Raw genomic sequence first — 21,047 nt, 5'->3', positions numbered from 1 at the left:
CCCCTTCATCTTTCGAGGCGACTTTTTATGCACGTTAACGGATTCAACTTCATCGGCGGCCAGCGCAGCGCACTTGGCGACACCCTGGTCTACAGCATCGACGCCCATACCGGCGAGCAGCTAGCGGGCGGCTTTCATCAAGCGACCTTGACCGAGGTCGACAACGCCGTGGCAGCGGCCAGTGCCGCGTTCCCACCGTTTCGCAATTTGCCGGCAGTACGCCGCGCAGAGTTTCTTGAGGCGATCGCCGACGAGCTCGATGCCCTCGGTGAAGACTTCGTCAACCTGACCTGCCAGGAAACCGCACTGCCCAGCGCGCGAATCCAAGGCGAACGGGGTCGCACCAGCGGCCAGATGCGTCTGTTTGCCAAGGTCCTGCGCCGTGGCGATTTCTATGGCGCTCGTATTGATCAAGCGCTGCCAGCGCGCACGCCGTTGCCACGCCCCGACCTGCGTCAATACCGCATCGGCGTTGGCCCGGTGGCGGTGTTCGGTGCCAGCAACTTCCCGCTGGCGTTCTCCACCGCGGGAGGCGATACCGCTGCGGCATTGGCCGCCGGCTGCCCGGTCGTGTTCAAAGCCCACAGCGGCCATATGGCAACCGCCGAGCGCGTTGCCGAAGCGTTGATCCGCGCTGCCGAGCGCACTGGCATGCCGGCGGGCGTGTTCAACATGATCTTCGGCAGCGGCGTGGGTGAGGCACTGGTCAAACACCCGGGTATCCAGGCGGTGGGCTTTACCGGTTCGCTCAAAGGCGGCCGGGCGTTGTGCGATATGGCGGCAGCGCGACCGCAGCCGATCCCGGTATTTGCCGAGATGTCGAGCATAAACCCGGTGCTGGCACTGCCGAAGGCACTGGCAAATCGCGGTGCCCAGCTAGCCAAGGACCTGACCGCATCGGTGGTACAGGGCTGTGGGCAATTCTGCACCAATCCGGGCTTGGTCCTAGGCATTCGCTCGCCGGCCTTCACCGCTTTTATCGAGCAGTTGCGCGGGCACATGGCTGATCAGCCGGCGCAGACCATGCTCAACCCCGGCACCCTGCGCAACTACGACAAAGGCCTGCAGAGGTTGCTCGCGCACCCTGGTATCGAGCACCTGAGCGGTGCCCGGCAACAGGGCGATCAGGCCCAGCCGCAGCTGTTCGAGGCAGATGTCAGCCTGCTGCTGGAGCAGGACGAGCTGCTGCAGGAAGAGGTGTTTGGTCCGTGTACTGTGGTGGTTCGGGTCGATGATGCCGAGCAACTGCTGCAAGCCGTGAACGCTCTGCGCGGTCAGCTGACAGCAACCTTGCTGGCGGATGAGCAAGACCTGGCTGATCACGGCTCGCTGCTTGGCGCGCTGGAAGTGAAAGTGGGCCGAGTGTTGCTCAACGGCTACCCGACCGGCGTCGAAGTCTGCGATGCGATGGTGCATGGCGGCCCGTATCCGGCGACCTCCGATGCCCGTGGCACCTCGGTTGGCACCCTGGCCATCGACCGCTTCCTGCGCCCGGTGTGCTACCAGAACATCCCTGACGCCATGCTGCCGCCGGCCTTGCAGAACGCCAACCCGCTGGGCATTCAGCGCCTGGTGGATGGTCAGCCGAGCACGGCAGCGCTCAACCAAACCGGGAACTGAGCGTATGAGCGAAGCCATCCGCTATGAAGTGAACGCACTCAGCACGTTTGTCGAGCGCCTGTTTGCAAGCGCCGGCGCCGACGCGGAGGTCGCCCAAGTGGTAACCCGAGTGCTGCTCGAAGGCGAGTTGCTCGGCCATCGCACCCATGGCCTGAATCTGGTCAGTCGCTACATTGGCGGCATGTTGAGTGGCCAGGTCAAGGCTCAGGCGGCAGCGCTGGAGCAAATCTCCGACAGCGGTGTTGCCAGCCTGTTCGACGGCAACTATGTACTCGGCCCGTACTGCGTCAGCCGTGCGTTGGACTGTGCGGCCAGCGGGGCCAGCGCGCAGGGCATCGGCATCGCCGTGGTCCGCCGCGCTGCGCATATTGGCTGCCTGGCGGCCTACTTGAAGCCATACACCGACCGTGGCTTGGTCGCGATGGTGTATTCCTCAGATCCCTCTGTGGGGTTGGTCTGCGCCCATGGCGGCGTTGACCCGATCTACACACCGAATCCGATTGCCGCCGGTATCCCTACCCGCGGCGAACCGATCCTGCTGGATGTGAGCATGTCCACCGTGACCATGGCCATGGTCAGCCAATGCCGGGATAACGGCAGCAAACTGGCGCACCCGGTGCTGATGAGCAACGAAGGCAAGGCGAGTGATGACCCTGCGGACTTCTTCACCCGCCCGCAGGGCAGCATCTTGCCGCTGGGTGGCCAGGCCTTCGGCCACAAGGGCTTCGCTCTGGCGATTCTGGTCGAAGCACTGACCTCGGGCCTGGCCGGCCATGGCCGCAAGGACTGCCCTGATCAATGGGGCGCGTCGGCCACTGCGGTAGTTATTGATCCGCGCTTCTTTGGCGGCCTACAGGCGTTTACTGACGAAACCAGCTTCCTCGGCCAACTGATCCTCGCCAGCCGCCCAGTAGATCCGGAGCGCCCGGTGCGCCTGCCTGGGCAAACCGGCCTGGCCCTGCGCAGCAAGGCTCTGGCCCAGGGCGTAAGCCTGGCGCCGACTCTGCTCGCAGACCTCAACCAGCTCGCCGCCCAATTGCAAGTGGCCGCGCTTGGTCACTGATAGACAACTACAAAAAAGGTAGAGACATGACAGATCAATCGAACAGCAAGCCTTCGTTGCCGTTGAGCCACAATGCTGCCGTCTGTAACAGTGGCAGCTGGGTAGGGCGGGTATGGCTGCCCGAGCAAGGCCCGGCAGTAGTATTGGTGAAGGAGGGCGCAGTGCATGACATCAGCGCCCACGTCGCCACGGTTTCGGCGCTGCTCGAAGTGGCTGACCCGGTGGCTTACCTGCGTTCGCTGCCGTTGGCCGATGCGCTGACCGAGCTGCCGGCGCTGCTTGCCAACAGCGATCCACGCCAACGTGACATCAGCAAACCCTGGCTGCTGGCACCGATCGATCTGCAGGCCGTCAAGGCTGCCGGCGTGACCTTTGCCGCCAGCCTGCTGGAACGCGTGGTCGAGGAGCAAGCCAAGGGCGACCCGGCCAAGGCTGATGCGATCCGCGACACGCTGGCCAGCCGCATCGGTGCCGACCTGTCACAGATCGTCCCAGGTTCGGCCCAGGCCGAGGCGTTGCGCGCCGTGCTGGTGGAGCAGGGCTTGTGGTCGCAGTATCTGGAGGTCGGCATCGGCCCGGATGCCGAAGTCTTCACCAAGGCCCAGCCGTTGTCGGCAGTGGGCCACGGCGCCGACATCGGCATCCATCCCAAATCAAGCTGGAACAACCCGGAACCGGAAGTGGTACTGGCGGTGTCCAGCGACGGCAGCATCAAGGGCGCGATGCTTGGTAACGACGTCAACCTGCGTGACTTCGAAGGGCGCAGTGCCTTGCTGCTGTCCAAAGCCAAGGACAACAACGCTTCGACCTCGCTGGGCCCGCTGCTGCGTCTGTTCGACGAAGGTTTCAGCCTCGATGACGTGCGTAACGCCGAAGTCGACCTGCGGGTTGAAGGGGAGGAGGGCTTCATCCTCTCGGGCCGCAGCTCGATGCAGCAGATCAGCCGCGACCCGCTCGACCTGGTGCAGCAGACCCTCAACGAAAATCACCAGTACCCGGACGGCCTGGTGCTGTTTCTCGGTACCCTGTTCGCCCCCAAGCAAGACCGCGACCAACCGGGCAATGGCTTCACTCACAAGCCTGGCGACGTAGTCACCATCAGCAGCGCGCAGCTGGGCGCCTTGAGCAACCGGGTGACCACCAGCGACCAGGCGCCGCAGTGGAACTTCGGCCTGCGCTCGCTGATTGACAGCCTCAGCCGCCGCGGCCTGCTCGACGCGGCAGTGACCGCGCGGCAACCCTGATCCAACCGTAACCGACCATGGATGAACGCGACAGCAATGACGGATCGCCTAGGCGCTGAACGCGCTGCAACAATAATAATAAAGGCCACGCAATGAACAAACTGAAGAAGTACCAGAGCATCACGGTGGTGTTCCTGCTGTTGATCGGTATCGTCAACTACCTGGACCGCAGTGCGCTGTCGATCGCCAACACCTCGATCCAGAAAGACATGATGATCAGCCCCTCGCAGATGGGCATCCTGCTGTCGGCGTTCTCCATTGCCTATGCCTTCGCCCAGTTACCGATGGGCATGATCATCGACCGCCTGGGCAGCAAGATCGCCCTCGGCGCATCGTTGCTGGCCTGGTCGGTCGCCCAGACCACCTTCGGCCTGGTCAACAGCTTCGCCGGCTTCATGGGCCTGCGCGTGCTGCTGGGGATCGGCGAGGCGCCGATGTTCCCGTCGGCAGCCAAGGCGCTGTCGGAATGGTTCGATGCCAACGAACGCGGCACACCTACCGGCATCGTCTGGTCGTCGACCTGCCTCGGGCCTTGCCTGGCACCTCCACTGTTGACGCTGTTGATGGTCAACTACGGCTGGCGCGGCATGTTCATCATCACTGGGTTGCTGGGCGTAGTGCTGGCGGTGTGCTGGCTGACCTTCTACAAAAGCAAGGCGCAGTACCTGGCCGAGCTGGCGGCCGAAGGCAAACCGCTGCCCACCGAGCACGTGGCACCTGCCGCCGCCCCGCAAGCACCCAAGGTGTCGTACTTTGCCGGCTGGCTCGACCTGTTCAAGCATCGCAGCACCTGGGGCGCCGTGCTGGGTTTCATGGGCGTGATCTACATGCTCTGGCTGCACCTGACCTGGCTACCCGGTTACTTTGAGCGCGAGCATGGCCTGGACTTGTACAAGACTGCCTGGGTGGTGTCGTTGGCCTATGGCTTTGGTGCGGTAGGGACCATCGTCGCCGGCCGCTTCTGTGATCGGCTGGTGAAGCGGGGCATGAGCATTCTCGGCAGCCGCAAGTTCAGCGTGATCACCGGCCTCGTGCTGGCAGCGCTGTTTACCTTGCCGCTGTCGTACGTCACCGGGCTTACCGGGTGTGTGATTCTGCTGTGCCTGGCGTTGTTCAGCATCAACATGGCCAGTGCCACGGCGTGGATGATCGTCAACACCATCGTCGACAGCCCGCGGGTGGCCTCGTTTGGTTCGATCCAGAACTTTGGTGGGTATATTGCCGGCTCGGTCGCGCCGATCGTTACGGGCTTTAGCATTCAGTACTCGGGGTCGTTCAATACGGCATTCATGATCAGCGCGGTGGTGGCGTTGTGTTCGGCGGTGGCGTACTTCCTGCTGCTGAAGGCGCCGATTGGTGGGGCGGTGGTCAAGGACGAGGTGTTGCGGGAGGTGACGCAGTGAAAGGCGTGCAGGCCTGGTGAAAGCAACGGACTATTTGGCGCTCATCTGCGAAGGACTTGCCGACAAGGAGTTAGCAGTTACCTTGGTGTCAGAGGTTGAAAACTGTACCTCGAATGCTGAGCGCCTAATGGCGGGCTGTGCCGGCCATCGCTATTTCAAACCGTTCGGAGCGTTCCGACTGATGTATCAGATCAAAAATGCAAGCCATACCGTGCCAAGAATGATGAACTGAGCCGGAATGAGGTGGCGAGCGAACAAAGAACCGCCGCTGCTCCAAGCCAGTGCGCATTTGGTTATGGTATTCCCTGTGAGCGCCAGCATTGCCGGTAGCATCAGGTCGGCACTGTTCAGCTGGCCTGCAGCGACGAGCGAAGCGATCGAAGCAGTTGCTGCATGCGCATCGCCCAAGCCACTGATAAAGGCAGCAATGCTGAGCCCCTTGTGACCAAGGTGCTCGAGCAGAAATGCCGAGAACAATGCAATGCAGGTAATCGCTAGCGTGATGAGCAGTGCTGTGAACAGGCTGAAAGCACCGCTGCCAGGCTTGGTCGTGGGGCAGACTGGCACAGGGCGCCAAGGCGCCAGCAACAGCACGCCGTAAATGAGCGTGACCAGCATACCGAGACCTATAGATGGCCAGAAAGGGCGCAGCAAGCGCACGTCGACAACGCCAATCACCAAACCAAACTGGACAAGGGTGGCGAGGTTGGACAGCACCGCTGCAGCGGCGAACGCGCGCATGAACGTGTCCTGCCTTCGTGCTTGATGGCCAAGCACGGCAATGGTCGCTGAGCCAGAGGCAAACCCGGATGCGATCGCACTCAGTGCCAGGCCATAGCGTGGCCCCAGCAGGCGCATGGCGATATGCCCTAGCGCACCGACGGCCATCAGCAACACGACCAGTGTGCAGATCACCCGCGGGTTCAGTACCCCGTAGGGGCCAATGAAGCGGTCCGGCGTCAACGGCAGCACAACCAGCGCGACTGTAAGGAGCAACAAGCCATCGCGCAGTTCGCCCTCGCTCAGTTGCTGCAGCACGAAACGATGAAGCTCACGCCTCAGGGCCAGCAGTATGGTGAGTACGATACCGATGGCGGTTGCCAGCTCGGGGTGTTCGACTGTCAGGCCTCCCAACACCAACACCAGCAGCAAGGCGATTGCGCTGGTAATGTCCGAATCTTCGTCGGGTTTTGTGCGGTGGTAAATGGCCAACAGCAGCGCTATGCCCCCCAATGCAACGCCGACCAGAACCGGGCCAGCCAATACATGGCAGACATACCCCATCAGGGCAGTGATTGCGAAGGTTCTCAAACCCGCTGCGGCGGGAGCCTCACTGTTGACCTTCTTGCGCTCCCGTTCAAGGCCAACCAGCATGCCGATGCCCAATGCTACGGCCCCGTGAGCCAAGTTCACTAGGTCGAGCATCAGGCCTTTACCGGGGCGATGGCAAAGCTGGCCGGGGAGCCCAGTTCGAGCGCGATCAGCGCTGGCATGTCGAGGATCTCCACCTGCCGGCCGTGCAGGTTAACGATACCCAGACCGCGTAAGTGAGCGACTGAGCGGCATATGGTTTCCAGGCGCAGCCCGAGGTAAGAGCCGATGTCTTCGCGAGACATGCGCAACATGAAACCGTGGGGTGAATAGCCGCGGCTGACGAAGCGGCGGGAAAGGCTCAGTAAAAAACTGGCAAGCCGCTGCTCGGCAGAGAGGTTGCAGAGCATCAGCACGCGCTCATGCTCGCGGATAATCTCCCTGCTCATCAGGCGGTTCAAGCTCTGTTGCAGCATGGGGAAATTACGCGCCAGGGCTTGCAGGCGATGATAGGGCAACGGGCACACTTCGCTGTCTTCCAGGGCGATGGCATCACAGACATGAAGCTCGGTCGCTACGGCATCCAGCCCCAGTACGTCCCCTGTCATCCAGAAGTTGATGATCACGCCCTGGCCTTCGGCGTTGTTCAGGTTCGTCTTGAAGCTGCCTGAGTGCACCGCATACAGGCTACTCAAGGGTACATTTGCGCTGAACAGCGCAGCCCCCTTGCTGACCCGGATACGAGGGCCGATCAGTGTGCCGAAATAACTGTTGCAGTGCATGGGCAAACCCGCGGGCAAACACAAGCCGTTGACCCGGCACTCACTGCACCGGCATGTCAGTGGTTTGAAATGAATCGGCGGTGGTTTGCACTTTGGCGCAGGCTGCCCGAGCAGCTGAAAGTCGGTCAGGCCCGACATTTCATGCCTCCTTCGCAGGTCTGAGAGCGACGGTGGCGATCTTGTTCAGTGAATGAGGCGCGTTGAGTCGGGCGGTCAGCACGCCTACGAACTGCTCGGCTTCTATGGATGTGCTGAAACTCACCCGCCATTCGTCCATGTGTACCCAACAGCGATTGCCGTTGGCGCTTTTCTCGACGTAGACGTTCATTGGAACCTCCAGTGCATGCATGAGCAAGGAACTGCCTATCGATAGGGGGCAATGGCGTCCTTGCCGACGGCGTGGCGAGGTTCAGGGTGTGATCGCCACCTTCATTACGCCGTCGCGCTGGTTGGCGAACAATTCGTAGGCGGCTTCGATATCTTCGAGCCGGAAATGGTGGGTGACCAAGGGGGAAACGTCTACGCGGCCACTGGCAACCACCGCCATCAACCGGCGCATCCGCTCTTTGCCGCCAGGGCACAGTGTGGTCACGATGCGGTAATCGCCAAGGCCGGCAGCGTATGCATCCAAAGGGATGCGCAGGTCGGCGCTGTACACGCCCAGGCTGGACAGTGTGCCGCCGGGGCGCAGCACCCGCAGTGCCCATTCGAAGGTGGCCTGGGTGCCCAGCGCTTCGATGGCTACATCTACGCCACGGCCATCGGTCAGCGCCAGGATCTGCGCCACCACGTTGCCTTGCTTGAAGTCGACCACGTGTGAAGCACCCATTTCGCGTGCCACGCTGATGCGCGCCGCCACGGTATCCACGCCGATGATGGTGGTGGCGCCCAGCATTTTGGCGCCGGCGACGGCGCACAGGCCGATCGGGCCCAGGGCGAACACGGCGACGGTATCGCCGATTGTCACGCCCCCGCGTTCTGCACCAGAAAAACCGGTGGACATGATATCGGGGCACATCAGCACGTGTTCGTCGCAGAGAATGTCGGGAATGGGCGAAAGGTTGGCCATAGCGTCCGGCACTCGAACGTATTCAGCTTGGCAACCGTCGATGACATTGCCGAACTTCCAGCCACCCATGGCCTTGAAACCATGCGCCGTACCGGCGCCGTCTTGGGCGCCACAACCACACAGACAGGCATTGCTGTGGCCGCTTGGGGTGATGGCGCCAGCGATGACGCGTTGCCCTTCGTGGAAGCCGCGAACCTCTGAGCCCAGTTTTTCGATGACACCCACTGGCTCGTGGCCGACGGTCAGCCCTTTGGCCACTGGATACTCGCCACGCAGGATGTGCACATCGGTGCCACAGATCGTCGTTGTGCTGATGCGCATCAGCGCATCTAGCGGGCCGATCTCAGGGATGGGCTTGTCTTCCAGCACGATGCGGTTCTTTTCGACATAAATGGCCGCTTTCATGAGTGCCATGGCATGCCTCCGGGGCATCGCTGATTTTTGTTGGCAACTACAGCGTGCGCTAAAAAAGCCGGTAAGTCTTGATCCGAGTCAATTTTGCGTCGAGCGGTGGCAGGGGTTGGTGAGTGGCGCCTGACTTTTGATAAACATCAAACCGCACAGGTGCTGCTGGCAGATCATCGAGGTACTTATCGAGCCCGTAGAGGTGTGCCATGACCAATCCGCAAAGACTTCTTCTGATCGCATCGCCCTTGATGCGCCGCACGCCGGTCTATGACCGTGCGGCGGCGCTGGCCAAAGCCAAGGGCATGCCATTGCACATCGTCGCTTTTGACTACCTTGAGGGCCTGGTCACTGCCGGCCTGGTCAACGACCAGGCGTTGGCGGTCATGCGGGAGGGCTATGTGCAGCAACACCGTGAATGGCTGGAAACCCAGGCATTGTCGATGCGCCGCAGCGGCGTGACGGTGACCACCGAGGTGGTGTGGGTGCAGCATCCGCTGGACGAGATCCAGGCGCATCTGCGTGAGCAGCCGTTCGCCATGCTGATCAAGGGGCTCGAGCATGAACCGTGGTGGATGCGCGCCATGTTTACCTCGCTCGACGTCCAGTTGTTACGCGACACTCGTATCCCGTTGCACCTGGTTCACAACGCCAGCAATGCCTTGCCGCGCCGGATACTTGCAGCAGTTGATCTGTCGCGCCCAGAGGATCAGTTCGAAGGGTTCAACGACCAGATCATCAGCGAAGCGCTCAAGCTGGCCTTGCAATGCAACGCCCAGATCGAACTGCTGTACGCCTACGATATGGGTTCCATGTACCTGGACGCCGACGACGCCCGGGCACATTCGTTTCTGTTCGATTCGAACCTGTCACGAACACTTCACGAGGCCCAGGCCGATGCCTTCCAGGCATTGGCCGAACGCAACGGGATCCCCGCCGAGCACCGCCACCTGCGGGTGGGGGACCCGACCAAGGTGCTGACGCTGTTCATGGACAACAATGACATCGATGTGCTGGTGATGGGGAGCTACCACCATCATGGAATCGGCTGGTTTATCGGCAGTACGGCCGAGCGGATTCTGCATCGGCTCAGCTGCAGTGTTCTGGTGATCTCGCCCGAGCATTCGCAAGGTTGAAGTGCAAGGCCCGCAAGGGCCTTTTTTTTCAGGCGTGGAGGTCAAGCTCATGGAGAATTTCGCTGACATCCCCGCCCAGGTAGCGTACCGAGAGGCGTCGGTACGGTTCTGACATTGATCAAGTTGGTGCGCAGGTGATGACTTTCTGATCCGCATCAAGCGCTGATGGGTAGGGCGCTCGAAGATCGATGCTACTTGCCATCGCCGCGTGCGGCCGGAGGTTTCCCATGGGTCGGTATCGACAACTGCTGGTGCTGCTCACAGACATAGACCCGCACTCGGCAGTGCACGTGATCCGGGAGCAGGTGGCGGCCCTAGATATCGACGTGGTGGTCCTGGGGGTAGTGCAGCCCAAGGGTTTGAGCAAGCTCCTGGGCGACACCACAGAACGTATGGTGAGCGATCCACCGTGCAGCGTACTGTCCGTTCATCCCTGCGTGATCGACACCTGGGAGCCAACGCCATGCAACTGACTTTTTTCGGCGGTACGGGCACGGTGACGGGCAGCAAGTTCCTGCTGACGCGTGATTCGACACGGGTGCTGATCGACTGCGGGCTTTTCCAGGGCTACAAGCAACTGCGCTTGCGTAACTGGGAGCCACTGCCGGCAGTACTGCGGGCGGTGGATGCGGTGGTGCTCACGCATGCGCATCTGGACCACAGCGGGTACCTGCCGGTGCTGGCGCGCGAGGGCTTCAGCGGCCCCGTATATGCCACCCCGGCGACCTGTGCCTTGGCTGAAATTCTGTTGCTCGACAGCGCCCGATTGCAGGAGGAACAAGCCGAGCATGCGAACCGTCATGGCTATTCCAGGCATTCGCCGGCTCGCCCTTTGTACACCGAACTGGATGCCAAACGGGCACTGCGCCTGTTCAGGCCTGTCGCGCTGCACCACCGCACCCAGGTCGCGCCCGGTATCGAACTGTTGCTGCGCAGTGCCGGGCACATTCTCGGCGCGGCGACCGTACAACTGACGGTGGATGGCCAGACGCTGGTGTCATCAGGCGATCTGGGGCGGCCGCACGACCCCGTGATGCGTGCGCCCGAGCTGATCGGTGCGGCCGATGCGCTGCTGGTGGAATCGACCTATGGTGACCGATCGCACCCTGCTCAGGCTCCGGAGCGTTACCTCGCGGATGTGATCAACCAGACCCTGCTGCGCCATGGCATCACGCTGGTACCGTCATTTGCCATTGGCCGTGCGCAACTGTTGATGTACTACCTGTACACGCTCAAGCGCGACGGACTGATACCCGACATACCTGTGTATCTCAACAGCCCGATGGCGATGGATGCCACGGCCCTGTACCAGCAGTTCAAAGGTGAGCACCGCTTGACGGCGCTTGAATGTGCGCAGATGTGCAAAGGCACGCACATCATCCGCACGGTCGATGAATCCAGGCGCCTGGATCAGTTGCACGAACCTGCAGTCATCATCGCCGCCAGCGGTATGGCGACGGGGGGGCGGGTGTTGCACCACCTCAAGGCGCTGGCGCCCAATCCGCACAACAGCATCCTGTTCTCTGGCTTTCAGGCGGGCGGTACCCGGGGTGCCGATATTGTGGCCGGGGCGCGCAGCGTGCGCCTGCATGGCGAAGACGTGCCGATTCGGGCGCAGGTGTTTGCCATGGACAACCTCTCGGCGCATGCGGATGCGGACGAAATCATGGAGTGGTTACGCGGTTTCACCCGGCCACCGCGGCAAACCTACGTCATTCATGGCGAACCGCATGCTGCGGACACCTTGCGCCGACGGATAAGCCTTGAGCTCGGCTGGCCGGTGTGCGTGCCCGAGTACCTGGAAACGGTTGCAATAGGCCCTGTGCGCTAGCACGGCACTGGAGGTTTTCATGAACATGCAAGCGAGGGCAAGGCTCAGGGGCTGGGCAAAAGTGCCCGGGGGAGGGGTGACCGCAGCCGATCGGCGGCAGTGCCAGAGGCACCTCGACCTGGTGCCGGAGGCCACCGCCGCGGTATTGCCTCAGGCCAGCGAAAGCCGGTGAATCAGCTGGCTTGGGTCATCCGGATCTCTGGCGCTGGTAAACCCTGCTGCCTGAGCCAGGTCGCGCATCGCTGCATTGGCCGCAGCGTCCATGGAATACATGTGCCGCAGGCCCTGGGCACGTGCGTGGTCGATCAGGTGCTGGAGCAGCAATGTGCCTAAACCGTGACGCTGCCAGCTATCGAGGACGGTGACGGCGCACTCGCATTCTTCACTACCCGATTGGGTCGCGTAACGGGAAATACCGACCTCCTGCAGTTCACCGTCGACATGGGCGAGGGCCAAATAGGCCATGTGCTGGTCGTGGTCAATGACCATCAGTTGATCCAGCATGGCTTCACCAGGCTCCTTGAGCTGGCACAGGAAGCGGAAGTGGCGCGACTGTGGCGACAGGCGTTCGATAAAGCTCTTCTCGCGCTGGCGGTCTTTGGGCTGCAAAGGCCTGATCAGCACATGGGTGCCGTTGTCGAGCGCTTCGATCCAGTGTTCGCCGGCGGTGGCAGGAAATGACGCTGCGGCGTGAGTGCGGGGTGTTTCGGCGGATTCCATGGCAAGCCTCCTTACTTTATGGGGTGTACAAAGGAGGTTTAGTTTCAACGCGTCATCTTGTGCGCGCTTGACAGTTGTCAATTACCGGGCTGGTAGGGTCACGCTTCGCTACTTGGTCTTCCAGTACTTCTGCATTTCCAGAAACAGAAAGGAGGCCGTCCAGGTGATCATCACCAGACCCGTCAGCGCCTGCAGGCCTGTCAGGTATTTGAGGTCGCCACTTGGCACGATATCGCCAAAGCCGATGGTGGTGTAAGTGGTGAATGAGAAGTACACGCAGTCCATGAACGTGCCGTCGAAGTTGCCGCTCAGCGTGCCCCAGCCTTTGGCATTGGCCATCAGGTAATAGGCCAGGGCAAAGCACCAGACTTCCAGTGCGTGGGCCGCCAACGCGCCGAACACCCCGATGACGATGCGAAACCGGCTCCAGAGCTTGAGCCGCGGTAGCCAGTCGTTCAGGCGTAGCAGGCATTCGTAATGAATCACCACCACCAACATCACGACCAGCGCGTTGATCAGCGTGACAGTAAACATTGACGGTTCCCCTGTGGCCCTGGCATCAGTCTGGCCGGTAATGGCCGTCGTGTCGGTTCTACGCTTGAACAGCACTGGGTGATTGATAAAGGTCAGTCAGCGGCCGCCGTTATCGCGTTGGCTTCGGCCTCCACCGGTCAGTACCCGGACTGCGACCAAGGTCGAATCCGTGACTTCAGATTCCCTTCAGATTGAGCACTGATACTCACCCCATCAAGCCCAAACCGGGGGAGTTTCATGACTCAGTCTCAGTGGAGCAGCCTGCTCCCATTGCCTATCGGCAGCCACGTCGATCATCACGCCCACTTGTCGCTTCATTTGCACAAGGACCCTGGCCGCGATGAGCTTGAGCACTTCATTCATCAGTGTTTTGCCAACGTGCATCATGCTGATGTGCACCATTACCTGCCAGAACTCCTGGCGCTGCACGACAGCCATGGCCGGCTGATTGCTGCCGCAGGCTTGCGCCTTGCCGACAGCGGGCCTCTGTTTCTCGAACACTATCTGGATGAGCCGCTGGAAGCTGCAGTTTCACGCGTGGCGGGCTCCCCCCTTGGGCGTGAGTGCATGGTCGAAGTGGGCAACCTGGCCTCGCTCAGTGCCGGCAGCGCGCGAATCATGATCATAGCGGTGACCTGGTTTCTGGCCACACGCGGCCTGAAGTGGGTGGCGTTCACCGGTGCAACGACACTGATAAACAGTTTCCAGCGCCTGGGGTTGGTACCGTCGGTACTGGCGTCGGCTGACCCGGCTCGGCTGAATGGGCAGTTGGACCAATGGGGTACCTACTACGCTCAACATCCGCAAGTCTTTGCCGGCAGCATCGGTCACGGCTTCGATGCCTTGAGCAAGGCCGGGGTGTTCCAGCGCCTGGGGTTGCCTATGGCCTTTCGGGAGACTGGCCATGCCGCATGAACTGGAGCGTTTGCATCAACTGCTGGTGACGTTTGCCCGCGATCACGCTGACGCAATTGCCGTGCAAGGGGCGACCGAGTGCTTCACCTTCAGGCAATTGCTGGCCGAAGTGGGGTTGCGCACCCATAGCTTGCGCGGGCGCTCGCCCGGGCCGCTGGTACTGGCCCTGGATAATAGCCCGCAGCTGCTGCTCTGGGACCTGGCGGCGCTGTTTGCCGAGCGTCCTTGTGTAATCGTGCCGTCGTTCTTCAGTGTTGCTCAATTCAGCCATTGCATCGAGCAGAGTGGTGCCTGCCATGTGCTGTGCGACCCGCAATGGCACGGTACGCTCGCCGAGCTGGGGTTCGCTCAGCAGGACGTGTTCTGGGTTCGCGAGGCACAGCCCGCTGCCGCGCTGCCTGGCGGTACCGCCAAGATCACTTACACCTCCGGCAGCACGGGCAAGCCCAAAGGCGTGTGCCTGTCTGTAGAGGCCCTGTTGCGTGTCGCCCGGGAATTGGAGGTGGCCAGCCGACCCAGTGAACCCCAGCGTTACCTGGCGGTGCTGCCGCTGGGTGTGCTGCTGGAAAACCTGGGTGTCTACGCCGCCTTGATGGCCGGAGCGAGTGTGCTGCTATACCCCCAGGCGCAACTGGGCATGGGCGGTGCAAGCCAGGTCGATTTCAAGCGCTTGCTGGGGGGCATTGCCCTGAGCGGCGCGCAGAGCCTGATTCTGGTGCCGCAGCTGTTGATGGGGCTGATCACCGCCATCGAGCGCGGGCTGATGCGGGTGGGGGCGCTACGGTTCGTTGCGGTCGGCGGTGCCCGGGTGGCGCCCAGCTTGCTGGCCCGCGCCGAAGTGATTGGTCTACCGGTGTTCGAGGGCTATGGCTTGTCCGAGTGCGCTTCGGTGGTGGCGTTGAACCGCCCGGGCGCAACCCGCCGAGGCAGTGTCGGCAAACCGCTGCCCCATGTGCAGGTGCGTATCGCCGAGGACGGGGAGGTACTGGTGGCGGGCTCGGTGCTGCTCGGCTATCTGGAGGAACCACCCGTCTGCGATAGCTGGTGGGCCACCGGCGACCTTGGCCATTTCGACGAGGAGGGCTACCTGTACCTCGATGGCCGCAAGAAACACCAGTTCATCACTAGCTTCGGGCGCAACGTCAACCCGGAGTGGGTGGAGGCCGAACTGACCCAGAGCGGCGTGATTGCCCAGGCGTTCGTGCATGGCGAGGCCCTGCCAAAGAACCTGGCATTGCTCTGGCCGCTGGACCCCGCTACCCCTGACACACTCATCGACCAGGCCGTGCAGCAGTGCAATGCCTTGCTGCCGGACTACGCCAGGGTCCATGCCTGGCGTCGCCTGCCGTGCCCCTTGTCCAGTACTGACGACACACTGACCGCCAATGGCCGCCCGCGCCGCGAGGCCATCCTGCGGCGTTACCACTCCCTGTTATCCGACATCCCGTTGTGAGGTCTGCCATGTCCTTTTTCGATACCCTGCAAATGCAAACCGCCCAGGAACGTCAGGCCCTGTTTGCCGTACCGGTCATACGCGATGCGCTGGCGGGGCACGTCAGCCTCGACAGCTATGTGGCCTTCCTGACCCAGGCATATCACCATGTACGCCACACCGTGCCACTGATGATGGCGTGCGGGGCGCGGCTGCCTTCACGTTTGGAATGGCTGCGCGGCGCCGTGTGCGAATACATCGACGAGGAGTATGGCCACGAGCAGTGGGTCCTCAATGACATCAATGCCTGCGGTGGCGACTGGGAGGCGGTGCGTGACGGTCGCCCGGCGCTGCCGATCGAGCTGATGGTCGCCTACCTTTACGACTTGATTGCCCGTGGCAACCCGGTCGGGCTGTTTGGCATGGTCAATGTGCTCGAAGGCACCAGCATTGCCCTGGCCACCCAGGCGGCCGGCACGATCCAGAGCACGCTGGCGTTGCCTGACAGGGCCTTCAGCTACCTCAGCTCCCATGGTGCGCTGGACCAGGACCACATGGTCACCTACCGGCAGTTGATGGACCGCCTTGATGATGCTGACGACCAGCGTGCTGTAATTCATGCGGCCAAAGTGGTTTACCGCCTGTACACCGACATGTTCCACGCGCTGCCGCGTGCGGGCCGGCAAGAGGTGCGTCATGCGCTTGCCTGAGTGTGTAGTGATACTCACCGGCGCCAGCGGAGGCATCGGCCTGGAGCTGGCCGAGCAGCTGTGCGCAGCCGGTGCCCGGGTACTGGCGGTGAGCCGGCAGATGGGCAAGCTCGCCAGTTTGATGAACCGTTATCACGACAGGCTGCTCTGGCAATCGGCCGACCTGCGCAGCCATGGCGGGCGTGAGCAGGTGCTCGCCCGTGCCCGGGAGATGGGCGGGGTCAATGTCCTGATCAATGCCGCAGGCGTGAACCGTTTCGCCCTGTTCGACCAGATCGACGAACAGGCGCTGGACGAGTTGCTGGACATCAACCTCAAAGCCGCCTTGCAACTGACGCGTGTGTGCCTGCCGCTGCTGCGCGCACAACCCAGGGCACTAGTGGTCAACGTCGGATCCACCTACGGCTCGATCGGCTACCCCGGTTATGCCACCTACTGCGCCAGCAAGTTTGCCCTGCGCGGCTTCTCAGAGGCGCTGCGCCGCGAGCTGGCGGATACCCAGGTGAATGTCATGTACGCCGCCCCCCGGGCAACCCGTACTGCGATGAACAGCACCGCCGCCACGGCGCTCAACCAGGCGCTGAAGGTCGGCATGGACGACCCGGCAGATGTGGCCCGTGCTGTGCTCAAGGCCGTGCAGTCAGAACGCAGCGAGCTTTACCTGGGTTGGCCAGAAAAGCTTTTTGTACGCATCAACGGCATGTTGCCCGGGGTGGTCGACCGCGCACTGCGCAAGCAATTGCCGGTGATCCGCCGCTACCTTGCTAGCCATTCCAAGGAGTCGATCAAATGAAACGTCTGTTCATCGCTGGCCTGCTGGCGTTTGCACCGTTCACCTGGGCGCTGGACCAGGCCGGCAGCCAACAATTGGCTAACTTGCAGCAGCGCTGGGCGCAGATCCAGTACCAGACGCCTAAAGACAAACGCGCCGAGGCATTCGAGAAACTGGCAGCCGACGCTTCTACGCTGGTCCACCAGCACCAGGGCTCGGCCGAACCCTTGATCTGGGAGGGTATCATCAACAGCAGTTGGGCGGGTGCCACCGGCGGCCTGGGGGCGCTGGGCAAGGTCAAGTCGGCCAAGGCCAGCCTCGAAGAGGCGATGAAACTCGACCCCAATGCTCTACAGGGCTCGGCGTATACCAGCCTGGGCACCTTGTACGACCAGGTGCCGGGCTGGCCCATCGGGTTCGGTGACAGCGACAAGGCAGATACCTTGTTGCGCAAGGCGCTGCAAGTAAACCCCAACGGTATCGACAGCAACTACTTCTGGGCCGATCATCTGTTCCGGCAAAAACGCTACGCTGAAGCCACCGCTGCCCTGGAAAAAGCACGCCAGGCGCCGCCACGGCCAGGCCGCGAACTGGCCGATCAGGGCCGGCGTGGCGATATCGATGCTTTACTCAAGGCCATCAAGGACAAACAGGACTGAACATGCGGCTGCTGCTGGTTGAGGATGATACCGCCCTGGGCGAGGGGATCTGCGACGGGTTGCGCCAAGAGGGCTACACCCTCGACTGGCTGCGCGATGGCCTGAGCGGGCTGCATGCCCTGCAACATGAAGTGTTCGACCTGGTGATCCTCGACCTCGGGCTGCCGCGGTTGGGCGGCATCGAGCTGCTGCGACGGGTGAGGGCAGGGGGCAACAGCTTGCCGGTACTGATCCTCACCGCGCGCGATGCGACCGAGGACCGTATCTCTGGCCTGGATGCCGGTGCCGACGACTACCTGGTCAAACCTTTCGACCTCAATGAGCTCAAGGCCCGCCTGCGCGCCTTGCTCAGGCGCAGCGCCGGTCGGGCAAAGGTGCTGATCGAGCACGCTGGTGTAAGCCTGGACCCTGCCACCCAGCAGGTGCACTACAACGGCGTGCCTGTGATACTGACGCCCAAGGAGTATCGCCTGCTGCACGAGTTGCTGGCACAACCGGGCAAGGTGTTCACCCGTGAGCGGTTGACCCAGCTGCTGTATGGCTGGGACGAGGAGCCTGAGAGCAACACGCTGGAGGTGAACATCTATCAGCTGCGCAAGAAACTGTTCAACGGCCTGATCCGCACGGTGCGCGGTATCGGTTATCTGGTCGAGGCCAAGCTGTGAGCTCGTTGCGCCAGCGCACATTGTGGCGGGTGATGGCGCTGATGCTGCTCGGCACCAGCTTGTTGGCGTTGTACAACTATCACGACAGCCGACGCGAGATCAATGAAGTCTACGATGCTCACATGGCTCAGAATGCCCGGCTGTTGCAGGGGGTAATGAACCTGCCGGTGCAGGATGGCAACCGCGAAAAACTGTATCAGGCATTTAACGAGGCGCTGGGCAAGGCCGGGCGCCACCGTGTGGGCCACCCCTATGAGAGCAAGCTGGCGTTTCAGGTGTGGGGGGAGGGAGCACGGTTGCTGGTGCACACACCCAGTGCGCCGACGCTCGACGCACCGCCTGCGGCGGCGGGCTTCTACGACTTTGCCAGTGGGGGCGAACAGTGGCGCGGCTTTGTATTACCGGTGCCCGAAAAACAGTGGGTAATCTGGGTGGGCGAGCGCGACGATGTGCGTTACGACCTGATCGACCGCATCGTACGCCATACCCTGTTCCCGTTCCTGCTTGGCAGCCTGGGCCTGGCACTGTTGGTCTGGGCGGCCATCGGCTGGGGCTTGCGCCCTTTGCAGAACATGGCCGATGTGATTCGTGGGCGCCATGCCGACTCCCTCGAACCCCTGCAACTGGTGCCGTTGCCGACCGAGCTTGAGCCTATGCAAGCCGCCATCAACCGCCTGCTGGCGCAGATCGATGACCTGCTGCGGCGTGAGCATCGCTTCATTGCCGACGCCGCCCATGAGATGCGCACGCCGCTGGCGATCCTGCGCCTGCATGCGCAGAACGCACAGGCCGCCAGTACCAATGCCGAGCGCCAGAAAGCCCTGGGTTTTCTGATTGGCGGCGTGGACCGGCTGACCCGGGTGGTCAACCAGTTGCTGACCCTCGCCCGGGTCGAGCCGCGCCTTGGTCAGCGCGCCACCACCCGTGTCGACCTGGGCGACGTGGTCACCGATGTGCTGGCGGATCTCACCCCCTGGATACTGGATCGCGGCCTGGAGCCCTCGCTGGATCTCAGCGATGGTGACCATGGCCTGATGATCGATGCCGGAGCGTTGGGCATCGCCTTGCAGAACCTGGTTTCCAATGCGGTGGAGCATTCACCGCCTGGCGGGCGTATCACGGTATCACTGAAGCGCCTGGCCAATCGCATCGAACTGGTTGTCGAAGATGAAGGCCAAGGTATAGACGAGGCGAATCTTGTGCGGGTATTCGAGCGCTTCTATAGCCGCAATAGTCCCAATGGCGCAGGGCTGGGGTTATCCATCGTGGCCACTATTGTCGAGCGGCTGGGTGGGGAGGTGCGCCTGGAGAACAGGGCCACTGGCGGGCTGGCTGCCATCGTGTCGCTTCCCTTGCAGTGAGCTGGCCGATACTGTCTCAAGGGTCTCTAGAAGGTGCTGCTCAGCAGCCAACCGAACACGCCGCAGCCCAAGACAACCAACCATGCAGGCCACTTCCAGAACATCAGGGCCATCAAGGCGATCAGCGCCCACGCCAAGTCTGCTGGCTTGGCTATGGCGCTCGTCCACACCGGTTGGTACAAGGCAGCCAGCAGAAGCCCGACCACGCCGGCGTTTACCCCGGCAAGCGCTGACTGGCTGCGGGCGCTGCGCCGCAGTGCTTCCCAGAAGGGAACTACCCCGATCACCAATAGGAAGGAGGGGGTAAAAATGGCGAGAATGCCAACGGTTGCGCCCACCCAGCCGGACGGCTGCACGCTCATGGATGCACCCAGGAAGGCTGCAAACGTGAAGAGTGGGCCCGGTATGGCCTGCGCCAGGCCATACCCTGCGAGAAAAGTGTCATTTGCGACCCAGCCGTTGGCCACTGTGGCCGACTCAAGCAACGGTAGAACCACATGCCCGCCGCCGAATACCAGCGAGCCTGCGCTATAAAAGGCGTTGACCATTGCCAATGCTTGCGAGGGCCAGATGCGGGTCAATAGCGGCAAGCCCACCAACAAGGCAAAGAACAATACCAGCGCAGCCAGCCCGGCCTTTTGGCTGACTGAAAACGGCAGCTCTTCTCCTGCCGGGGAATCCGGAGGCTTTAGCAGGATCAAGCCTGTGATGGCCGACCCTGTGATCACGGCTATCTGCCCGATCGCGTTGGGCCACAGTAGCGCGGTACAGGCAGCGAACAGGGCGATGGTTACCCGCGCAACATCGGTGCAAAGGCTACGTGCCATGCCCCACACCGCCTGGGCCACCACGGCGACTGCGACGATTTTCAGGCCGTGCAACAGGCCACTTGGGGCGCCACCTCCCCATGCCCCCAGGCCCTGAGCACACAGCGTCAGCAGGAGGGCCGATGGCAATGTGAACCCTGCCCATGCGGCGACAGCGCCCGTGAACCCCGCCCGTGACAGGCCCAGAGCGATGCCGACCTGGCTGCTGGCGGGGCCGGGAAGCAGTTGGCACACGGCGACCAGCTCGGCATAACTGCGTTCACTGAGCCATTGGCGGCGCGCTACAAATGCTTCACGAAAGTAACCCAGGTGCGCAATGGGGCCACCGAAAGACGTCAGCCCCAGGCGCAAGAACACCAGAAACACCGACCAGGCAGAGTCGCTGGGCTTCACGCCGCAGTGAGTGCGTTCTGACAAGGCAGGCTCCTTGGGTGAGTGATGCTGCAGTTTTTGGTGGGGAACAGCTAGCTTCGAGGATTGTTGAGGCGAGTAGACCCAGGGCCGCCCGGTTTCACAGGCACTGAAAATCCTCCGAAAAGCCCTCAGAACCTATACTCATCGTGCAAAGTTTGCTGTTCACCGCCTACG

At 62.1% G+C, this 21,047-nt stretch carries 20 protein-coding genes and 1 pseudogene; 14 read left to right on the top strand and 7 right to left on the bottom strand.

Translation table 11 applies throughout. The annotated features are described in order from the left end of the window. Nucleotides 1–27: 27 nt before the first annotated feature. The 4 genes from CXQ80_RS11250 to CXQ80_RS11235 all read left to right on the top strand — a co-directional run bounded on the left by CXQ80_RS11250 (nt 28) and on the right by CXQ80_RS11235 (nt 5,330). A complete protein-coding gene (locus tag CXQ80_RS11250; protein WP_101319397.1) occupies nt 28–1,620 on the top strand; it encodes an aldehyde dehydrogenase (NADP(+)) in 1,593 nt (530 codons plus the stop codon). A gap of 4 nt (nt 1,621–1,624) precedes the next feature. Next, on the top strand, nt 1,625–2,683 hold the full coding sequence (locus CXQ80_RS11245) for an Ldh family oxidoreductase (protein ID WP_101319395.1): 1,059 nt from the start codon (nt 1,625–1,627) through the stop codon (nt 2,681–2,683). A 26-nt stretch (nt 2,684–2,709) separates the two neighbouring features. Then, nucleotides 2,710–3,927, top strand: coding sequence for a fumarylacetoacetate hydrolase family protein (locus CXQ80_RS11240; protein ID WP_101319393.1), 1,218 nt, complete (start codon nt 2,710–2,712; stop codon nt 3,925–3,927). Nucleotides 3,928–4,019: 92 nt separating this feature from the next. Further along, nucleotides 4,020–5,330, top strand: coding sequence for an MFS transporter (locus CXQ80_RS11235; RefSeq protein ID WP_101319391.1), 1,311 nt, complete (start codon nt 4,020–4,022; stop codon nt 5,328–5,330). Between the two features lie 186 nt (nt 5,331–5,516). Here CXQ80_RS11235 and CXQ80_RS11230 read toward each other — a convergent pair whose 3' ends face one another. The 4 genes from CXQ80_RS11230 to CXQ80_RS11215 form a co-directional block, all read right to left on the bottom strand. Then, the gene (locus tag CXQ80_RS11230; RefSeq protein ID WP_101319389.1) at nt 5,517–6,755 is read right to left on the bottom strand and encodes an MgtC/SapB family protein; all 1,239 of its coding nucleotides are present in this window, start codon (nt 6,753–6,755) and stop codon (nt 5,517–5,519) included. Then, nucleotides 6,755–7,561 (bottom strand): helix-turn-helix domain-containing protein, encoded by an 807-nt coding sequence (locus tag CXQ80_RS11225; RefSeq protein ID WP_101319387.1) that lies wholly within the window; start codon nt 7,559–7,561, stop codon nt 6,755–6,757. The genes CXQ80_RS11230 and CXQ80_RS11225 overlap by 1 nt, the downstream gene beginning before the upstream one ends. Nucleotide 7,562: 1 nt before the next feature. After that, a complete protein-coding gene (locus CXQ80_RS11220) occupies nt 7,563–7,751 on the bottom strand; it encodes a hypothetical protein (protein ID WP_101319385.1) in 189 nt (62 codons plus the stop codon). 81 nt (nt 7,752–7,832) lie between these two features. Beyond that, the gene (locus tag CXQ80_RS11215; RefSeq protein WP_101319383.1) at nt 7,833–8,906 is read right to left on the bottom strand and encodes an NAD(P)-dependent alcohol dehydrogenase; all 1,074 of its coding nucleotides are present in this window, start codon (nt 8,904–8,906) and stop codon (nt 7,833–7,835) included. A 200-nt stretch (nt 8,907–9,106) separates the two neighbouring features. Here CXQ80_RS11215 and CXQ80_RS11210 point away from each other — a divergent pair, with 200 nt between their 5' ends. The 3 genes and pseudogenes from CXQ80_RS11210 (at nt 9,107) to CXQ80_RS11200 (ending at nt 11,864) form a co-directional block, all read left to right on the top strand. Further along, on the top strand, nt 9,107–10,033 hold the full coding sequence (locus CXQ80_RS11210) for a universal stress protein (RefSeq protein WP_101319381.1): 927 nt from the start codon (nt 9,107–9,109) through the stop codon (nt 10,031–10,033). 284 nt (nt 10,034–10,317) lie between these two features. Next, a pseudogene (locus tag CXQ80_RS11205) lies at nt 10,318–10,506 on the top strand (universal stress protein); the annotation flags it as partial. Continuing rightward, nucleotides 10,497–11,864: an MBL fold metallo-hydrolase RNA specificity domain-containing protein gene (locus tag CXQ80_RS11200; RefSeq protein ID WP_101319379.1), complete on the top strand. Its 1,368-nt coding sequence runs from the start codon at nt 10,497–10,499 to the stop codon at nt 11,862–11,864. The pseudogene CXQ80_RS11205 and the gene CXQ80_RS11200, both read left to right, overlap by 10 nt. A 150-nt stretch (nt 11,865–12,014) precedes the next feature. Here the strand turns inward: CXQ80_RS11200 and CXQ80_RS11195 are convergent, their stop codons facing one another. After that, nucleotides 12,015–12,584: a GNAT family N-acetyltransferase gene (locus CXQ80_RS11195; protein ID WP_101319377.1), complete on the bottom strand. Its 570-nt coding sequence runs from the start codon at nt 12,582–12,584 to the stop codon at nt 12,015–12,017. Between the two features lie 108 nt (nt 12,585–12,692). Continuing rightward, nucleotides 12,693–13,118 carry a potassium channel family protein gene (locus CXQ80_RS11190; protein WP_101319375.1) on the bottom strand — a complete coding sequence of 142 codons (426 nt, stop codon included), beginning with the start codon at nt 13,116–13,118 and terminating at the stop codon, nt 12,693–12,695. A 237-nt stretch (nt 13,119–13,355) separates the two neighbouring features. Here CXQ80_RS11190 and CXQ80_RS11185 point away from each other — a divergent pair, with 237 nt between their 5' ends. From CXQ80_RS11185 to CXQ80_RS11155, 7 genes are read left to right on the top strand one after another with little or no spacing between them, the layout of a single operon-like run. Continuing rightward, complete coding sequence (locus CXQ80_RS11185) at nt 13,356–14,033, top strand: thermostable hemolysin (protein WP_101319374.1); 678 nt, start codon at nt 13,356–13,358, stop codon at nt 14,031–14,033. Then, a complete protein-coding gene (locus CXQ80_RS11180; protein ID WP_101319372.1) occupies nt 14,023–15,486 on the top strand; it encodes an AMP-binding protein in 1,464 nt (487 codons plus the stop codon). Before CXQ80_RS11185 ends, CXQ80_RS11180 begins: the two co-directional genes overlap by 11 nt. Before the next feature lie 8 nt (nt 15,487–15,494). Continuing rightward, complete coding sequence (locus tag CXQ80_RS11175) at nt 15,495–16,175, top strand: TenA family transcriptional regulator (RefSeq protein ID WP_101319370.1); 681 nt, start codon at nt 15,495–15,497, stop codon at nt 16,173–16,175. Beyond that, a complete protein-coding gene (locus CXQ80_RS11170) occupies nt 16,162–16,968 on the top strand; it encodes an SDR family oxidoreductase (RefSeq protein WP_101319368.1) in 807 nt (268 codons plus the stop codon). Before CXQ80_RS11175 ends, CXQ80_RS11170 begins: the two co-directional genes overlap by 14 nt. After that, nucleotides 16,965–17,606: a hypothetical protein gene (locus CXQ80_RS11165; RefSeq protein ID WP_101319366.1), complete on the top strand. Its 642-nt coding sequence runs from the start codon at nt 16,965–16,967 to the stop codon at nt 17,604–17,606. The genes CXQ80_RS11170 and CXQ80_RS11165 overlap by 4 nt, the downstream gene beginning before the upstream one ends. A 2-nt stretch (nt 17,607–17,608) precedes the next feature. Beyond that, nucleotides 17,609–18,271, top strand: coding sequence for a response regulator (locus tag CXQ80_RS11160; protein WP_101319364.1), 663 nt, complete (start codon nt 17,609–17,611; stop codon nt 18,269–18,271). Continuing rightward, on the top strand, nt 18,268–19,632 hold the full coding sequence (locus tag CXQ80_RS11155; protein ID WP_101319362.1) for a sensor histidine kinase: 1,365 nt from the start codon (nt 18,268–18,270) through the stop codon (nt 19,630–19,632). The genes CXQ80_RS11160 and CXQ80_RS11155 overlap by 4 nt, the downstream gene beginning before the upstream one ends. Before the next feature lie 26 nt (nt 19,633–19,658). On the opposite strand, the gene chrA is transcribed toward CXQ80_RS11155, so the two are convergent. After that, complete coding sequence (gene chrA, locus CXQ80_RS11150) at nt 19,659–20,876, bottom strand: chromate efflux transporter (RefSeq protein ID WP_101319360.1); 1,218 nt, start codon at nt 20,874–20,876, stop codon at nt 19,659–19,661. Nucleotides 20,877–21,047: the final 171 nt, after the last annotated feature.

The organism is Pseudomonas sp. 02C 26 (assembly GCF_002843585.1).
Taxonomy (GTDB): domain Bacteria; phylum Pseudomonadota; class Gammaproteobacteria; order Pseudomonadales; family Pseudomonadaceae; genus Aquipseudomonas; species Aquipseudomonas shirazensis.
This window is presented reverse-complemented; position numbering and strand designations above follow the sequence as displayed.

What these genes read in the sequence shown, in the direction of transcription:
- CXQ80_RS11165 (WP_101319366.1), top strand. Translation starts at nt 16,965, where the DNA reads ATGAAACGTCTGTTCATCGCTGGCCTGCTGGCGTTTGCACCGTTCACC.
- CXQ80_RS11240 (WP_101319393.1), top strand. Translation starts at nt 2,710, where the DNA reads ATGACAGATCAATCGAACAGCAAGCCTTCGTTGCCGTTGAGCCACAAT.
- CXQ80_RS11250 (WP_101319397.1), top strand. Translation starts at nt 28, where the DNA reads ATGCACGTTAACGGATTCAACTTCATCGGCGGCCAGCGCAGCGCACTT.
- CXQ80_RS11175 (WP_101319370.1), top strand. Translation starts at nt 15,495, where the DNA reads ATGTCCTTTTTCGATACCCTGCAAATGCAAACCGCCCAGGAACGTCAG.
- CXQ80_RS11245 (WP_101319395.1), top strand. Translation starts at nt 1,625, where the DNA reads ATGAGCGAAGCCATCCGCTATGAAGTGAACGCACTCAGCACGTTTGTC.
- CXQ80_RS11195 (WP_101319377.1), bottom strand. Translation starts at nt 12,584, where the DNA reads ATGGAATCCGCCGAAACACCCCGCACTCACGCCGCAGCGTCATTTCCT.
- CXQ80_RS11215 (WP_101319383.1), bottom strand. Translation starts at nt 8,906, where the DNA reads ATGGCACTCATGAAAGCGGCCATTTATGTCGAAAAGAACCGCATCGTG.
- CXQ80_RS11185 (WP_101319374.1), top strand. Translation starts at nt 13,356, where the DNA reads ATGACTCAGTCTCAGTGGAGCAGCCTGCTCCCATTGCCTATCGGCAGC.
- CXQ80_RS11210 (WP_101319381.1), top strand. Translation starts at nt 9,107, where the DNA reads ATGACCAATCCGCAAAGACTTCTTCTGATCGCATCGCCCTTGATGCGC.
- CXQ80_RS11190 (WP_101319375.1), bottom strand. Translation starts at nt 13,118, where the DNA reads ATGTTTACTGTCACGCTGATCAACGCGCTGGTCGTGATGTTGGTGGTG.
- CXQ80_RS11200 (WP_101319379.1), top strand. Translation starts at nt 10,497, where the DNA reads ATGCAACTGACTTTTTTCGGCGGTACGGGCACGGTGACGGGCAGCAAG.
- CXQ80_RS11225 (WP_101319387.1), bottom strand. Translation starts at nt 7,561, where the DNA reads ATGTCGGGCCTGACCGACTTTCAGCTGCTCGGGCAGCCTGCGCCAAAG.
- CXQ80_RS11160 (WP_101319364.1), top strand. Translation starts at nt 17,609, where the DNA reads ATGCGGCTGCTGCTGGTTGAGGATGATACCGCCCTGGGCGAGGGGATC.
- CXQ80_RS11180 (WP_101319372.1), top strand. Translation starts at nt 14,023, where the DNA reads ATGCCGCATGAACTGGAGCGTTTGCATCAACTGCTGGTGACGTTTGCC.
- CXQ80_RS11230 (WP_101319389.1), bottom strand. Translation starts at nt 6,755, where the DNA reads ATGCTCGACCTAGTGAACTTGGCTCACGGGGCCGTAGCATTGGGCATC.
- CXQ80_RS11170 (WP_101319368.1), top strand. Translation starts at nt 16,162, where the DNA reads ATGCGCTTGCCTGAGTGTGTAGTGATACTCACCGGCGCCAGCGGAGGC.
- CXQ80_RS11235 (WP_101319391.1), top strand. Translation starts at nt 4,020, where the DNA reads ATGAACAAACTGAAGAAGTACCAGAGCATCACGGTGGTGTTCCTGCTG.
- CXQ80_RS11220 (WP_101319385.1), bottom strand. Translation starts at nt 7,751, where the DNA reads ATGAACGTCTACGTCGAGAAAAGCGCCAACGGCAATCGCTGTTGGGTA.